This window comes from Microbacterium sp. Z6_144 (assembly GCF_057197625.1).
Genome location: NZ_JBXVPT010000001.1, coordinates 1,592,838 through 1,607,563, shown reverse-complemented (window position 1 = coordinate 1,607,563; position 14,726 = coordinate 1,592,838). Strand labels below are relative to the sequence as shown.

16 protein-coding genes, 1 tRNA gene and 1 pseudogene are annotated in these 14,726 nt (G+C 68.8%); 1 reads left to right on the top strand and 17 read right to left on the bottom strand.

All coding sequences use genetic code 11. The features are described from left to right. Nucleotides 1-151: 151 nt before the first annotated feature. The 10 genes and pseudogenes from AC2DGY_RS07885 to AC2DGY_RS07840 all read right to left on the bottom strand — a co-directional run bounded on the left by AC2DGY_RS07885 (nt 152) and on the right by AC2DGY_RS07840 (nt 8,046). Nucleotides 152-1,906, bottom strand: coding sequence for an ATP-dependent nuclease (locus tag AC2DGY_RS07885; RefSeq protein WP_484509139.1), 1,755 nt, complete (start codon nt 1,904-1,906; stop codon nt 152-154). Nucleotides 1,907-2,577: 671 nt separating this feature from the next. After that, complete coding sequence (locus AC2DGY_RS07880; protein ID WP_484509138.1) at nt 2,578-3,702, bottom strand: hypothetical protein; 1,125 nt, start codon at nt 3,700-3,702, stop codon at nt 2,578-2,580. Nucleotides 3,703-3,758: 56 nt separating this feature from the next. Further along, nucleotides 3,759-4,538, bottom strand: a complete 780-nt coding sequence (locus AC2DGY_RS07875; protein ID WP_484509137.1) for a bifunctional DNA primase/polymerase — start codon at nt 4,536-4,538, stop codon at nt 3,759-3,761. Continuing rightward, the gene (locus AC2DGY_RS07870; RefSeq protein ID WP_484509136.1) at nt 4,535-4,864 is read right to left on the bottom strand and encodes a hypothetical protein; all 330 of its coding nucleotides are present in this window, start codon (nt 4,862-4,864) and stop codon (nt 4,535-4,537) included. Before AC2DGY_RS07870 ends, AC2DGY_RS07875 begins: the two co-directional genes overlap by 4 nt. A 168-nt stretch (nt 4,865-5,032) precedes the next feature. Then, nucleotides 5,033-5,551, bottom strand: coding sequence for a hypothetical protein (locus AC2DGY_RS07865; protein ID WP_484509135.1), 519 nt, complete (start codon nt 5,549-5,551; stop codon nt 5,033-5,035). 45 nt (nt 5,552-5,596) lie between these two features. After that, on the bottom strand, nt 5,597-5,830 hold the full coding sequence (locus AC2DGY_RS07860) for an excisionase family DNA-binding protein (protein WP_484509134.1): 234 nt from the start codon (nt 5,828-5,830) through the stop codon (nt 5,597-5,599). 496 nt (nt 5,831-6,326) lie between these two features. Beyond that, nucleotides 6,327-6,629 (bottom strand): hypothetical protein, encoded by a 303-nt coding sequence (locus AC2DGY_RS07855; RefSeq protein WP_484509133.1) that lies wholly within the window; start codon nt 6,627-6,629, stop codon nt 6,327-6,329. Continuing rightward, entirely contained in the window at nt 6,626-7,603 is a 978-nt protein-coding gene (locus tag AC2DGY_RS07850) for a tyrosine-type recombinase/integrase (RefSeq protein ID WP_484509988.1), read from the bottom strand. Before AC2DGY_RS07850 ends, AC2DGY_RS07855 begins: the two co-directional genes overlap by 4 nt. A gap of 75 nt (nt 7,604-7,678) precedes the next feature. Beyond that, nucleotides 7,679-7,855: pseudogene (locus AC2DGY_RS07845) on the bottom strand (hypothetical protein); the annotation flags it as partial. A 115-nt stretch (nt 7,856-7,970) separates the two neighbouring features. Then, nucleotides 7,971-8,046 (bottom strand) — tRNA-Ala (locus AC2DGY_RS07840). Between the two features lie 112 nt (nt 8,047-8,158). Here AC2DGY_RS07840 and AC2DGY_RS07835 point away from each other — a divergent pair. Beyond that, a complete protein-coding gene (locus AC2DGY_RS07835) occupies nt 8,159-8,593 on the top strand; it encodes a VOC family protein (protein ID WP_484509132.1) in 435 nt (144 codons plus the stop codon). A gap of 16 nt (nt 8,594-8,609) precedes the next feature. Here the strand turns inward: AC2DGY_RS07835 and rsfS are convergent, their stop codons facing one another. From rsfS to obgE, 7 genes are read right to left on the bottom strand one after another with little or no spacing between them, the layout of a single operon-like run. Continuing rightward, nucleotides 8,610-8,981 carry a ribosome silencing factor gene (gene rsfS / locus AC2DGY_RS07830; protein ID WP_484509131.1) on the bottom strand — a complete coding sequence of 124 codons (372 nt, stop codon included), beginning with the start codon at nt 8,979-8,981 and terminating at the stop codon, nt 8,610-8,612. Then, nucleotides 8,981-10,156, bottom strand: coding sequence for a hypothetical protein (locus AC2DGY_RS07825; protein WP_484509130.1), 1,176 nt, complete (start codon nt 10,154-10,156; stop codon nt 8,981-8,983). Before AC2DGY_RS07825 ends, rsfS begins: the two co-directional genes overlap by 1 nt. Beyond that, nucleotides 10,153-10,749 (bottom strand): nicotinate-nucleotide adenylyltransferase, encoded by a 597-nt coding sequence (gene nadD, locus AC2DGY_RS07820; protein WP_484509129.1) that lies wholly within the window; start codon nt 10,747-10,749, stop codon nt 10,153-10,155. Before nadD ends, AC2DGY_RS07825 begins: the two co-directional genes overlap by 4 nt. Nucleotides 10,750-10,758: 9 nt before the next feature. After that, nucleotides 10,759-10,980 (bottom strand): hypothetical protein, encoded by a 222-nt coding sequence (locus AC2DGY_RS07815; protein WP_484509128.1) that lies wholly within the window; start codon nt 10,978-10,980, stop codon nt 10,759-10,761. Nucleotides 10,981-11,029: 49 nt separating this feature from the next. Further along, nucleotides 11,030-12,289, bottom strand: coding sequence for a glutamate-5-semialdehyde dehydrogenase (locus AC2DGY_RS07810; protein ID WP_484509127.1), 1,260 nt, complete (start codon nt 12,287-12,289; stop codon nt 11,030-11,032). Between the two features lie 9 nt (nt 12,290-12,298). Beyond that, on the bottom strand, nt 12,299-13,138 hold the full coding sequence (gene proB, locus AC2DGY_RS07805) for a glutamate 5-kinase (RefSeq protein ID WP_484509126.1): 840 nt from the start codon (nt 13,136-13,138) through the stop codon (nt 12,299-12,301). After that, the gene (gene obgE / locus AC2DGY_RS07800; RefSeq protein ID WP_484509125.1) at nt 13,135-14,634 is read right to left on the bottom strand and encodes a GTPase ObgE; all 1,500 of its coding nucleotides are present in this window, start codon (nt 14,632-14,634) and stop codon (nt 13,135-13,137) included. The genes proB and obgE overlap by 4 nt, the downstream gene beginning before the upstream one ends. Nucleotides 14,635-14,726: the final 92 nt, after the last annotated feature.

Below are 14,726 nucleotides of genomic sequence, written 5' to 3'. Positions count from 1 at the left end.
GCGCGTCGCGTCGCGCTACTTGGTGGTGGCGTCGAGCTGCGCTCGGGCTCAGCATCCTCCTAGCGTGCCGATCCTCCGGGCGCGCAGACCCTCGCGTCGCGGCCCGCCGTGCGCGGGGGCGGCTGCGCCCGAAACGAGACCCCGCCGCGTACTACGTGCTGAGATCATGCAGCGCCGTGAGGAATGTCCTGATGTCCTCACAGATCGCGTCCGCGGGCATCTTCTTAGCAACCTTCGCAGCCTTGACACCGAAGTGCCCTAGTACGCTCTTGGCGCGCGCATCGAGAAATGCGTCTGCGGCATCGGACTTTGTCCAGTTGCCGTCAATCGTGCCGAAGCCGAACACGGAATCGAGGTCGCTCCTAACCGCATCTACGCTCTTGCCGGACGCCGCCGCGATCGCTTCGGGCCAAATTAGGTACGACTCTATGTACCTTCGGCGCCATTTCAGAGCGGTGAAACCATCCTCACTACCGTTGCTCTTGTCGTGAAGCGTGGCATCGACTGTTGCTGCTGGCTCGTCGTCGCGGTCGCGGATACTAAGTGCCCGCACGTCGCCGAACTCGGAACGCAAGGAGCGCCAAACGATCTTCCGTTCCTTCACGTGGTCGCTTGTCTGCCACTCTGCAACGTTTGCCGGCCAGGTGATGCCGCACACGGTGGCAAGTGTTCGCAGCACATCCCGATCGGACTTTCCCTCGTAGAAGAGGACACGCTTGTTCTTCCGAACGCGATCAATTCGCGGCGCGTAGTCGCTTCCGATGCCCACCATCAGACCGACCTTTTGTTCGTCCTCAGCGAGATACCGGAAACGCGGAGTAGCGCGCCCCCGAACTTCGAGGATCTCAGCCGGCGGGGTGGTCCTGATGATCTCCGTAGAGTGGGTGGCAAGCAGCACCTGCTTGTCGAACTGGCTCGCAAGGCCAGAGAGCCTCTCGACCATTTGGGCCTGCAGCGCGGCATGCAAATGTGCATCTGGCTCATCAAACAGCAGCACATCGATCGCGGGGGAAGTGGCGAGCGTATATACGCTGAGCCACTGGAGGAATCCGCTGCCTTCAACCATCAAGTCTCGCGGCTTGTACTTCGGGTAGCGCGTCAGCTTGTAGCCGTCGACTTTGCCTTTCACGACATTCGCTTGGATGTAGGAGTGATACTCCTCGTTGAACTCTGGCATCACGATCTCGGCGGAGAACACCTCGCGCAAAGTACCCTGAAGCAACTCCCACGGATCCTCTTCACGGAGCTTCGCGAGATCCTTGTCCGGAACGCGTGTCTTGCCCTCGGCAAGCTCGTCGCGTTTCGCGAGGTTCGCGAGTCGCATATCGAGCAGGAGGTTTCTCAACACTGCGCCCGCGAGTCCCTCCCCAATACGCCGGCGGCGCATCGCGCCTGTTGCGCGTTCCTCGCGCGCTGAGATTCCTGCGAAGGGTGGTAGGTACGCGATCACCGGGACACGATCCTGTGTGGTTAGGTTCGACGACGACACCTTCACGAAGAGCCGATCGTTTGCGAGCGACAGGGAGAATTCAAGGTGTTTCTCGTCGCCGCTTGGATCTGGCCACCAGCAGCCGATCGCCAGCGTGTAGCCGTCGGGGTCGACTCCCGGCACTTTGGATGACTTGAGATTCGTCCAAAGGTGATTCAGCGTTGGAACGTTGATCGGAGAGAACTCATCGTCGCCCACACCTAAGCCGAGCGGGGCAAGCCCGTCCTTCGTGAGCGCATCTGTGCCCTTCTCAGCAACAGTCGCCACCTTGCAGAACTCCCAGACCGCCAGCGCCTGCAGCAACGAGGACTTGCCCGCGTTGTTGCCGCCGGCAACGATCGTGAGTCCATCGCGCAGCTTCACCTTGTCGTCAGTGAACTGCTTGAACCGCTTTAGGGTGACTTTGCTCAGTCTCATCTAGCTCGCTCCACCCGGCAAACGATATTCGAGATCGCAAACGTTGATCGCGCAACACGCGCCCGGCATCCGACGGAGCACACCGCGTGCCGTGCTGCCGGCATCGCGCTGCAGGAGGGATGCTGCCCCGCGAGCTGCACTCGTGGTGAACGTACTCTCCAAGATGCAGCGGCCGCCGCGGTTCGCTGCGCGACGCGCGGTGCCGAGCTTCGAACGGCGCGGGGCACATTCCTCAAGGGCGGTGTGTCTCGCCCGCGCTGTGTGCCGTATCCCCCGGATATTTCTAACCCCTCCCGTAAGAATGAAGACTGGGGCGGGGTGTCCCAGGGTCGCTCCCAGAAAAACGGGGTCCGCCCGCGTGGCGGTATGCGCCACACCCGCCACACCGCCGCCCATCCGGCGTTTTCTCCTTTTGACCAGGGCTTTTGTTGATCCGTCGTGTCGCCACACGACCGCCACACGACCGCCACACGACCGCCACAGTACCTGCCACACGATGATGCGCCCCGCAGCATCGGTCTATCGACTCGACGCTGCGAGGCGCACTGTTGCTCTCGGGGTGCGGAGCACGTTGCTCACCTATCAGCGGCATGATCTACTGCCTGTAGATACTCCAACCCCCTGGCCCCCCTATAAGGCCCTCACGGTGAACACGACCGTAGCACGCTCACTCACCATGGCGCAAACTTCCCCGCGTGCAGCAGCTCGGTCAGGTGGTCACCCTGCGCCCTGGACAGCTTCCGGCGAGCTTCGTAGAACGGGACGCCCTGTGCTTGCATCTCGCTCAGCCGCTCCCGCATCCGGTGTTCCACGCGCTGAGATCTCAGCTGCTGGCCCTCGTCAGGTTCGGCCAGCGCCTCGGCCACCGTATCGAGCGTGTCGAGTGAGTGAGCGAGCACAGCGCCTGCCAGGTGCCAATCCTCCGCCGTCAGGTGAGATCGCCCGGCCATGTTCGCCAGCGCTATGGCAATGATCGCCCGGTTCAGCAGCACGCGGCTGTTGATCGGCTCCCGCTCCCCCCGGTGCGCGGCGCGGGTGTCCGCTTCGTGTGCCGCGTCCATCTCGGGCAGGGCGTCCACGTATCGCGCGCCGTCCCACTGCGAGAGGGGCACGTATACGGGCGGCTGTTCGGCGCTCGGGCGCGGGGCGTCTGCCGCCTCGGGATCTTCCGCCACCAGCCACACGAACCGGGCTGACAGACCGCCGGCCACGGCCCCGTCACCCAGCAGCGGCCCAGCCCGACGCGGCTGTACGCCGAGTGTGAGCACTGCCCTGTAGCTGCCGGCCGGGATGGTCACGCCGTCGCCCTTCGCGTTCTGCCCGCCGATGGTTTCCCCGGAGGTCACAGACTTGATCGTTTCGAGCATGGTCGAGCCTGTGCGGTCACCCTGCTGCGCGAGCTGGCCTACTTCATCCCAGTGCAGCCACACCGCGTGATCCGGGCGGGCGTAGGTCAGCTGAGGATCTTCGCCCTTCTCCGTGTGGACCTTCCCGAGCATGGTCGCGATCGCTTCACCGCTGCGCGCGTGCGCGGTCTCAGGCACGTCCTCCCCTTCGAACATCACGGCGCAAGCTGCGCCACGGATCGCGGTGGACTTACCCGCGCCTGAGCGGCCCACCAGGGCCAGCGCGAGATTCAGCGGGGTGCCCTCAGGGTGCAGCGCAGAGCGATAGCGCACCGGGTACGGGATCGTGAGCAGGGATCGGCTGATAGCGGCAGCCAGCAGCGCCCACGGCGAGGCAATGCGCCTGCGCGCTTCGTAGCGCAGTGCGATCAGCTCGGGCCGCTCGCTCATCCACACCGCCCCCGAATCGGGCAGCGGCTCGACGGCCACCGGAACCGCAGGGACCGTCACGACGCGCCGCCCATCGTTCGGCGTGCGCTCGCGATCGTGCGCGTCGCTTCTGTCTCCGTCAGGCCCGCGGCGACGGCTGCCCCTTCCAGCAGATCGAAAGTCAGTGCGTCGTGGCCGTCCCGGATAGCCTGACAGGTCGCCCAGAACAGTCGCCCGTTTCGCGTGCCCTCCGGGGCGTCCTGTACGAATGCCGCCAGGTACGCCGCGCGCCCGCTCAGTCTGCTGGCGTGCTGCGTCGAGCTGGCCGGCGTCGCGCGGGGCGAGCGACGAGGTTCGGCTGGCCGCAGCAGCTCGCGCAGGGCCGGGGGCAGCGGTGCCGGGGGTGCATCCTCCCACCGGTAGGGCTGCCCGGTGTCAGGGTGCAGGCTCGGGGGCATGACGAGGTAGCCGGTTTCGGTCTTGACGTCGATGCCAGCCGGCAGGCGGGTCGAGGTCAGCGGCCTTCCCGGATTCAGGAAGTACAGGTGACGGCCCCCTGTGCCACGGCCGGAATGCACGGTGAGTGTGCGCGGTAGTTGCCCACCTGCGGCATCCGCAAGCTCTGCGAGGCTGCCGCCGTTCTGAGGGTCGATATCGAGCACCAGCAGCGAGCGAGGCACGCGTGCGCCGACGTTGCGCCGTGCGCCGCCGGGCCACCATGCCGCGATCTGTTGAGGGTCGGTGGTTGCGTCCTTGACGCCGTGCGCGGTCATCGGGATCTTGCCGCGCAGCGGGATCACCGGCCAGCCGGCTGCTGCGAGGCGCAGTGCGTCGTCGCGTGTAGGCAGGGCGCTCACGAGAGCACCCCTCCGCGCGAGGCTTCGAGCTTCACCAGGTAGTCGATGCCTCGGCCGCGATCACGGCGGGACATGCGCAGCGGCACCAGGGCGCGAGCGTCGATCTGATCGAATGCGAGTCCTACACGGCGCGAGTTTCGACCAGCGCGAATGTCGGCGCGGATCTCGGGCGTCACCGCGTAGTAGACGGCTTGCACTAGCTTGGCGGCGAGGGGTGTCGCTTCGGGCAGCTCGGGCGGTAGGTCGCAGTCTGCGCGGCGCAGCACGTACCAGCGGAGGGCGGCTGTGGGGGCGCTGGCGCTTCCAAGGGGGCTGTAGGTAGACATCGGTTTGGTTCCGTTTCGGGTCACACAGACCGGCGCAGGCGCGGGGTGCGGGGGTGCCTATGGGTGTGAGCAGGGCGCTCTGAGGCGCGAGCCGGCGCTATGCGTCGGTCTAGTGCCGGAAATGGCCGGCAGTCCTGTGCCGCAGAGTGCGGCGGGATGGGCTCGCGCTTACACCAGGCCGGCTGGCGCTGGGGCGCGGGGCGCGAGAGGCAACCGCCAGACGGGGGCAGCTCGCAGGGCAGCAGTCGCGGCGCGGGCGTGCGCCTCTCGCAGCGCGAGCGGGACGGCAGCCGAGACCATGGCGCGCAGCTCGGCGCTGGCTCGGTCGCGCGCCGCGACGAGCGCCGCTCTGCGCTCACGCAGCGAGATCGCGCGGGTGGGCACTCCGGCTCGCTTCGCAAGGGCTCGCACGGCGGCGCGGTTCGGGTGATCGTCCGGGAGCTGCTGCGCGAGCCATTCGAGGCTGTCGCTGCGGGCCGGGATGCCGCGTGCGACGGCTGCGGCGTCGGCGTCCATTGCGCGGCGCGCACGGTCGCGCAGCGCTCGGCGGTGCAGCTCTCCGAGATCATCCGGGTGAGCATCCTCCCCCAGCGCCCAGTCGAGAAAGGCGGAATCGCGCGGGTCCGTGAGAGCAGCCGCGTCGCCCGGCGTAGTGGCGCGCAGAGCGCCGCGCGGGTTGGGGATCATCGTCGCGCCGGCCTTTCGGTAGGTAGTGGGGTCTGTTGGAAGCGTTCAGGCGCGGGGCGAGACCGGCTCTCGGGTGTTCGCTGCCACGTACTCGTCCAGCGCGGGGCGCGGGATGCGGACGTGCTTGCCGAGCTTGACGACCTGCACGCGGCGGTCAGAAACCAGCCGGCGTGCGAATCGCTCAGACGTGTTGATGTAGGCGGCGGCTTCGGCCACGGTGAGCAGATCGGGCCACGCCTCGGGGGCGGGAGCGGTGGCGGGGATCGGGCTGGCGTTCATGGTGGTATTCCTTCCATCGGGGCGTCGTGTCTGTCCCTCTCCGGTACGGGGCGGGCTGTTGCGGTCAATGGTGCGGGGGTGTCGGCGCGCGCCTCAATTCCGCACACGCCGCTGCCGTGCAGGTATGTCCAGGTAATTGACCCCGAAAACAGGTTGCCGCCGATGGATCTGGGGCCGGTTCGGGGTGCTGCGCGGGGGTGTCGGCGCACTCGGCTGGCCGTGGCGAACTGCGCGAACTGCTGCCGGCGTCACCGGCCGGCCGGGGTGGACCCAACCCGCGCCGGCGAGCTACTGGCTGGCGGGCATCGAGCTGCGCTCGGGCGAGCATCCTCGCTCGGGGCGGCGAGCTGCGAGATGCGGGCCGGGGGCGTCGAGCTGCGCGGGGTACTGGTGACATGTCCTAGACATGTCGCTGTCGAGCACGTATCCGCGCGAGGCGTTGCGGACGCGAAAAAGCCCCCGCACGCGATTGTGCGGGGGCTTTGTCCGGGGGTGGTTATGTTGTCGTGTCGGTGGCGAGCTGGCGCAGCTGTGCGGCGGCGGCGTCCAGCAGGGCGGCTAGCTGGCCCGGTGACGCCGCTTCGGCTACTTCGGCATGTTCTGACGTGCGCAGCGTCCACTGGTCGGGATCGAGTGCCGTCGCTCGGCGCAGCACGGTCATGCCTCCGGGCAGCGTGATGCTGACGCTTTCGTGCAGCCATTCGTCGGGCAAGGCGTCGTCGCCGCCGTGCGTCCAGGTGCGTCCCTCACACCATGGCACCGGGCAGGTGAATCGGGCCGTCAGTTCGGGTGTGATCATCGTGCGCCCTCCCCGAGCGACGCCAGCGCTTCGCGCATGTCCGGTGCGAGCGTGCGCCGCTTCGCGTAGTGCTGTTCGGTCACCCGCGAGCGAGAGTGCCCGAGCGTGAGCGCTGCCGCGTCCAGTCCCCCGCTTTCGTGGTCAGCGATCGTCGTCGCCACGGTCTTGCGGAACACGTGCGGCACCAGCTCGGATGACAGCCCCGCCCAGTTCCGCACGGCGCGCAGCTGGCGGTGTACCGAGTGCGAGCCGGTGGGCAGGCCGCTGCTGGTGTGAAACAGGTAGTCGGTGCCGTGCAGGTTCGCCGCCATGGTGAGCCGTTCCAGAGTCGGCACCGCCCACTCGGGGACGATGATCGACCGCATGCCCGCTTCGGTCTTGGTCGCCGGCTGCCAGTGCTTGCGCTGGCCGTGCCCTTCGATGAGCGTTCCGGCGATCGTTACCACGGTGCGAGCGTGCCCGAAATCGACATCCTGCACCCGCAGCCCGAGCGCTTCACCGATGCGCGCCGACGTGGCCAGCATCACGTCTGTCACGTCGAGCAGCAGCCGGGACGGCTGCGGTCCGTAGCGCTCGGGGCGGTCGCGCCAATCTTCGACCGTGCGCCGGAACTGCGCGAGCTGCATCGGCTCTAGCGTCACGATCTCCTTTTCCGTGCGGGGATGCACGCGGATGCTGTCGGCCATGTCGAACGTGAACAGGTCGCGGCGCTTGCCGAGCTTGACTACCTTCCGCAGCGCTACCAGTGCGTTGCGAGCCTGTGGGGCGCGGTGCGCGTGCCACTGCTGATACGCGGCGTCGAGCAGGCTCGGCTTCACCGCGCCGAGCGGGACCGCGCCGAGCGTGGGCACGATGACGCGACGGATCAGGCGTGCCTGTTCGTGCAGGTAGGCCGGCCGCGCCTCAGCGAACGCGGCTTCTTCCGCGATCAGCGCTTCGCACAGCGCCTCGAACGTGCTCGCGAGTGTCAGCACGCCGGGGGCGCTAGCGGGGGCCACAGACACGCGCTCAGGGTCGATCCACGTTCCGGTCACGTGCGCCGCACGTTCGGTGGCGAGCCATGCCTGCGCCTCGGCGTCGCTGTCGAACCGGCGAGGGGCTCGGATCGTGCGCCCTTCCATCCGGTAGAACGCTTCGAACTTGCCCGACTCGCGCCGGCGGATGGTTCCCCACGCGGCAGGGCGCTTGCGTTTCGGGTGCGCGGAACGGGGCTGCGATTGAGCCATTTCGGGTATCCCTCTCGGAATCTCCGGGCGGACTCACGGAGTGCCCGTGAGTGCCGCTCGGATGCCACGGAGAGGTCTTAACTCTTCCCCGAAATTACCCGTCACCGGGTGTTTTTGGTGGACCTGAGGGGACTCGAACCCCTGACCCCCTGCATGCCATGCAGGTGCGCTACCAGCTGCGCCACAGGCCCGGATGCTGCCTCATGAGGCAACCACGCAAGACTACTACATTCCCCGCACACCCTCGAACTGGGGCGGGTGTCGGAGGCGGCGGATATCGTGCTCGCAACGGAGGGAACCGTCATGCCGTCGCTCGGAAACATTGTGTTCTACGCCGATGACCCGCCCGCGCTCGCGCGCTTCTGGTCGGGCGTGTTCGGGTACCCCCCTGTCGAGTTCCACGGTGACCTGCGGGACACGCTGCTCACCAACGGCCTCACCGAAGAGGATCTCTCCCACCGCGGTCTGGCGGAAGACCCCACGGGCAACGGCCCCCGCATGTTCTTCCATCACGCGGACGGGCCCAAGACGCAGCGCAACCGTCTCCACATCGACGTCACCGCCGACCGGCCGGATGGACATCATCCGATCGCCCCCGACGTACTGGACGCCGAGAAGGATCGACTCGTCGCGCTGGGGGCCGAGGTGGTGCGCCTCGTCGAGCAGGACTGGGGTCCGTGGCCCGAGCGGTACTGGCAGCTGCGCGACCCCGAGGGCAACGAGTTCTGCCTGCAGTGACTCCGGCCGACGCGCGCTACTCGGCGTGCGTGGGCAGGTCGATCGGGACCGGCGGGCAGTCCTTCCAGAGTCGCTCGAGCCCGTAGTAGACGCGCTCCTGCTCGTGGAAGACGTGCACGACGAGATCGCCGAAGTCCAGCAGGATCCAGCGGGACTCGGCGCGTCCCTCACGGCGCAGGCGCTTGTGCCCCGCTTCGAGGAGCTTCGCCTCGATCTCGTCGGCGATCGCGGCGACATTGCGTTCGTTGCGTCCGGTGGCGATGAGGAAGATGTCGACGAGCGGAAGTGGCTCCGACACATCCAGCGCGACGAGATCCTCGCCTCCCTTCGCGTCGGCGGCATGCGCGGCGACGTCGAGCATCACGCGGGAGATATCGGTGGCGGCCATCAGAAGACTCCGGTCGTCACGGCGAAGATGAGAACGCCGACAAGGGCAAGGGCGAGGACGCCGGCGGTGATCACGAGCGCCAGCATGAGCTTGTTGCCCTTCTCGGGCGCCGGGGGGCGGATGATCTCCTCGCCGGAGTGGCGGGCGGTACTGATCGCGGCGCTCGCCGCGATCGGGGTGGGCGACGATGCCGGCGGCAGCTCGCCGTCGATCAGCGCCGCGTCGAGGTCTTTGCCGTCGGTCGTGCCGTGCGCGTGGCCGACCGACCCGAGTCCAGCGGGCAGGTCGAACGACCCGGTGATGAGCACCTCGCCGGTCGAGGAGATGGGCGACATCGGTGCCGCGGTCGGGGTCTGCGACAGGATCAGGGCGTTCGGGGTCGCCACCGACCCCGTCCCCGAGCTGCCCCGGGCGATGAGCTGGTCGAAAGACGGCGGAATGGAGACCGCGGGCACCGGGCCGGCGAGGAGGTCGGAGCCCAGCTCGGGGTGCACGAGGGGCGGGGCGACGGGTGCGCGGTCGGCGGCCGGCGCGACCAGGCCCTCGAGCGGCCCGGCCTGGGAGTCCTGCGGCGCGTCCTCCACCGGCTCCGCCTCGCGCGGCTCCGCGTCGTGCGTCTCCGCGTCCTGCGGCTCCGCGTCGTGCGGCTCCGCGTCGTGCGTCTCCGTGTCCTGCGGCTCCGCGTCCTGCAGCTCCGCTTCGAGCAGTTCTACGTCGGCAGAGTGCTCGGCGCTGTTCTCCGGCGTCACGGGCACGTCGTCGCGGTCTTGCGACGGGGAAGCCAGCAGTTCCTCCACATCCGCGGCAACGGGCACCTCAGTGGCGGAGGGCACCGCGGACGCCGAGGCGGACGGTACGGCGTCGGCGTGGATCACGGGGACGGATGCAGTGCGGATACGCTCCTGAGCGCGCGCCTGACGGCGCGTCAGCGCGACCATCCCCAGGTCGACCGACGCATCGGGCGCCGGAGCGGGAGACACCGCAGCCGGCTCGGCAGCGCGTGGAAGTGGAGTGGGCGCGGGGGCGGTGGGTTCGGGGGTCGGCGTCTCGATGTCGGCGTCCGCCGGCTCCTCCTCGACGGAGGGCCGGATGATCGGATGGGCGCCGGTCGCCCGGATCTCGCGGATGCGACGGCGGGTCAGCGGAGACGTCTCGGGCTGGTCTGATGTGGTCATGCATTGCTCCGATAGAGGTGGTGCTTTGCGATGTACTGGACGACCCCGTCGGGGACGAGATACCACACGGGGTGTCCGCGGCGCACCCGGTCCCGGCAGTCGGTCGACGAGATCGCCAGTGCAGGGATCTCGAGCTGGCTGACGTCTTTGGTGGGCAGCCCTTCCGTGCTCAGAACGTGGCCGGGCCGTGACACCGCGACGAAATGCGCGAGGTCCCACAACTCATCATGGTCCCTCCAACTGAGAATCTGCGCCACGGCGTCCGCACCGGAGATGAAGAACAGCTCGGCGCCGGGCCGCTGGGCCTTGAGATCACGCAGCGTGTCGATCGTGTAGGTGATCCCGACCCGGTCGATATCGACTCGGCTCACGGTGAACTGCGGATTGGCAGCCGTCGCGATGACCGTCATCAGATACCGATGTTCGGTCTCCGTGACCTCCTGCTTGTGCCACGGCATCCCCGTCGGCACGAAGATCACCTCATCGAGCCCGAAGCTCTGGGCGACCTCGCTGGCTGCGACGAGGTGACCGTGATGAATGGGATCGAACGTCCCACCCATGACCCCGATCCGCGGAGCGCGTTCACCCGACATTCAGTGGGCCTAGTGGCCGTGTCCTTCGCGGGTGGGGGCGGGGTGGGTGCGCGCGTAGGCCTCCGCCTTGGGGGCGTGGCGGTTGGCCACGTTGCGATACGACAGCGTCACGATCCCCAGGAACGCGAAGACGGCCAGCGCCACCGCGCCATACCAGAACGTCTCCAGGGCGACGTTCCCATGGTGCTCCGCCTCCGCAGCAGCGAGGGCGATCAACGTGGCGGTGGTCATCGGGTCTCCGTTCGGGTCGAGCGCGACGCGCCCTGCCATTTTAGTGCGCTCATGCGCGGATCTGCCCTTCGCCGCGCGCCAGCCACTTCGAGCTGGTCAGTTCGGCCAGTCCCATGGGCCCGCGCGCGTGGAGCTTCTGCGTCGAGATGCCCACCTCGGCACCGAAGCCGAACTCTCCGCCGTCGGTGAATCGGGTCGAGGCGTTCACCATGACGACGGCCGAGTCCACCTCGGCGAGGAATCGCTCGGCGCTGCCGGCATCGTCCGTGACGATCGACTCGGTGTGGTGGGTCGAGTACCGGCGGATGTGAGCGAGGGCATCGTCGAGGTCGTCGACCACGCGGATGGCGACGTCCAGGCTCAGGTACTCGGCGGCCCAGTCCTCCTCCGTCGCGGGCACGGCGCTGGGATGAAGGCGCACCACGGCGTCATCGCCGTGCACGGTGACGCCGGCGTCCTCCAGGGCGCTGAGAACGTCCGGCAGCACGCGGTCGGCCGCGTCGCGGTGCACGAGCACGGTCTCCACGGCGTTGCACACACTGGGACGCTGCACCTTGGCGTTCACGATGATGTCGCGGGCCCAGTCCGCCCGGGCGCTGGCGTCGAGAACGATGTGGACGACGCCCGCGCCGGTCTCGATGACCGGCACCTGCGACTGCGTGACCACCGTCTGGATGAGCCGTGCGCTGCCGCGGGGGATGAGGACGTCGACGATGCCACGCGCCTGCATCAGCGCGCGCGCACCCTCGCGTCCGAACTCGTCGACCGTCTGTACGGCTTCGGCATCGACGCCCGACTCCACGAGGGCGGCCCTCATGCTGCGGACGAGAGCGGCGTTGGTCTGCTCGGCGGCACTGCCGCCGCGCAGCACCACGGCGTTCCCCGAGCGCAGGGCGAGCGCGGCGATGTCGACGGTCACGTTCGGGCGTGCCTCGTAGATCGTGCCGACCACGCCGAAGGGAACGGTGACCTTCTGCAGGCGCAGGCCGTTGGGCAGGGTGCGTTCGTCCAGCACGCGGCCCACCGGGTCGGGAAGGTCGGCGATGTCCCGCACCGCAGCGGCGAGGGCGGCCACCCGCGGCTCGTCCAGACGCAGCCGGTCCAGCAGAGCGTCGCCGATCGAGCTGTCACGCCCACGCTGGAGGTCTTCCGCGTTGGCGGCCACGATCAGTGCGGCATCCGCCTCCAGGCGCGCCGCGATGGCGCGGAGCATCTCCTGCTTGCGGTCGCCGTCGAGGAGGCCGATGGAGCGCGCCGCGTCCTTGGCGAGCAGCATCCGCTCGCGGGCCGATGTCGCGACGATGGTCATCCGCACAGTCTACCGACGGGGCGTGGCGACCGTTCCGACGGGGCCCGTGGGCGCGGGGGTGCCAGCCTGCGGGTCGGGAGCGAACCAGGTGCCGATGTCGCGACCGTCCAGAGCGTCTCCCACCAGGTCGGCGCTGGTGACGAGCACCCCGACTCCGGAGGACGCCGCCAGACGGGCCGCCGACACTTTCGTCGCCGCTCCCCCGGTGCCGACGCTGTTCACCACGACACTCCCGAACTGGTACCCCTGCAGATCGTCGCCGAATTCGACGGTGTGGATGGGGCGTGACCCCGGCTCCCCCGGCGGACGCGTGTACAGGCATTCGATGTCACTCAGCAGGATGAGGGCGTCCGCACCGAGGAGCTCGGCGACCAGCGCCGCGAGACGGTCGTTGTCGCCGAAGCGGATCTCGTGCGTGGCCACGGTGTCGTTCTCGTTGACGATCGGGAGGACGCGCAGCCCCAGCAGCCGTTCCATGGCCCGGCGGGCGTTCGAGCGGGGCGTGCGGTTCTCCAGATCTCCGGCCGTCAGCAGCACCTGGCCGGCGAGCAGCCCGAAGCGGTCGAGCGAGGTCTGGTAGCGCCACATCAGGACGTTCTGGCCGACCGCCGCCGCCGCCTGCTGGGTCGCGAGGTCGCTCGGGCGACCGGCGAGTTCGAGGAACGGCAGCGCCGTGGCGATGGCCCCCGACGACACCAGGACGATCTCGGTGCCCCGGGCGTGCGCTGACGCGAGAGCTTCCACGAGCGTGTCGATGCGGTGGGCGTTGTCGCCGCTGATCGAGGAGGACCCGACCTTCACCACGACCCGGTTCGCGCCGGGGACGTCGGTGCGCGTGAGCGCGGTCATGCGCCCTGTCCGTCCCGTCCCGTCAGCCGCTCGGCCTCGAGTTCGGCGCGCGCATCGGCCTTGGCGTCCATCCGCTCGTGGTAGCGCGCGCGGCGCTGCGCCGTGTTGCGGCGGGTGCTCTCATCCAGACGAGGGTCGGTGCCGCGCGGTGCGGTCATGAGCTCGGCCGCCGACGAGAGCGAGGGCTGCCAGTCGAAGACGACCCCGTCGCCTTCGCCGATGACGACGGTGGCGCCGGGCGTCGCGCCTACGCGCAATAGTTCGTCTTCGACGCCGAGGCGCTCGAGACGATCGGCGAGGTAACCGACGGCCTCGTCGTTCTGGAAGTCGGTCTGCTGCACCCACCGCAGGGGCTTCGCGCCCAGGATGCGGTACACCGGTCCGTAGGTGCCACCCTCGACGCGCACGGTGAAGTCACGGTCGGAGCCCTGGGGGCGGATGACGATGCGCTCGGCGGGTTCCGCCGCAGCCAGCTCCGCCCGGTGCTGCTCGATGAGCTCGCCGAGGGCGAAGGTGAGTTCGCGCAGACCCGCGCGCGACACGGTGGAGATCTCGAACACGCGGAACCCGCGCGCTTCCAAGTCGGGACGGACGAGGGCCGCGAGGTCTTTCGCCTCCGGAACATCCACCTTGTTCAGGGCGATCAGCTGCGGTCGCTCGAGGAGCGGGATCTGCCCCTCGGGAACGGGGTACGCGGCCAGTTCGGTGAGGATGACGTCGAGATCGGTGAGCGGATCGCGACCGGGCTCGAGGGTGGCGCAGTCCAGCACGTGCACGAGAGCCGTGCAGCGCTCGACATGGCGGAGGAACTCCAGGCCGAGCCCGCGCCCCTCGCTCGCTCCCTCGATGAGCCCCGGGACGTCGGCCATCGTGAAGCGCACGTCACCGGCCTGGATGACGCCGAGGTTGGGATGCAGCGTGGTGAACGGGTACTCGGCGATCTTGGGCCGCGCCGCCGAGACGGCGGCGACGAGGCTCGACTTGCCCGCGGAGGGGAATCCGACCAACGCGACGTCGGCCACGGTCTTGAGCTCGAGGACGAGGTCGCCCTCCCACCCGGGTGTGCCGAGGAGAGCGAATCCGGGCGCCTTGCGCTTCGTGGATGCCAGCGCGGCGTTGCCGAGCCCGCCCTGTCCACCGGGGGCGGCGACGAACCGCATGCCCGGCGTGATCATGTCCACGAGCGTCTCGCCGTCCGCCGTCTTCACGACCGTGCCGACGGGCACGGGAAGCTCCAGCGACTCGCCGAGCGCACCCGAGCGGTGATCCCCCATCCCGAAGCCGCCGTTGCCCGCGGAGCGGTGCGGCGAGTGATGGTAGGACAGCAGCGTCGTGACCTGCGGGTCGGCGACCAGAACGACGTCTCCGCCGTGCCCGCCGTTACCGCCGTCGGGGCCGGCGAGCGGCTTGAACTTCTCGCGCTTGACCGAGACGCAACCGTTGCCGCCCTTGCCCGCGCGCAGGTGCAGCGTCACCTGGTCGATGAACGTGACCATGTGGGTTCCCTTCGTGCGTGAGAGGCGGATGCGGGGCGAAGCGATGGGGGCGGGCAACGGAGCGAGGGGGTGGGCGTACGCCCACCCCCTCG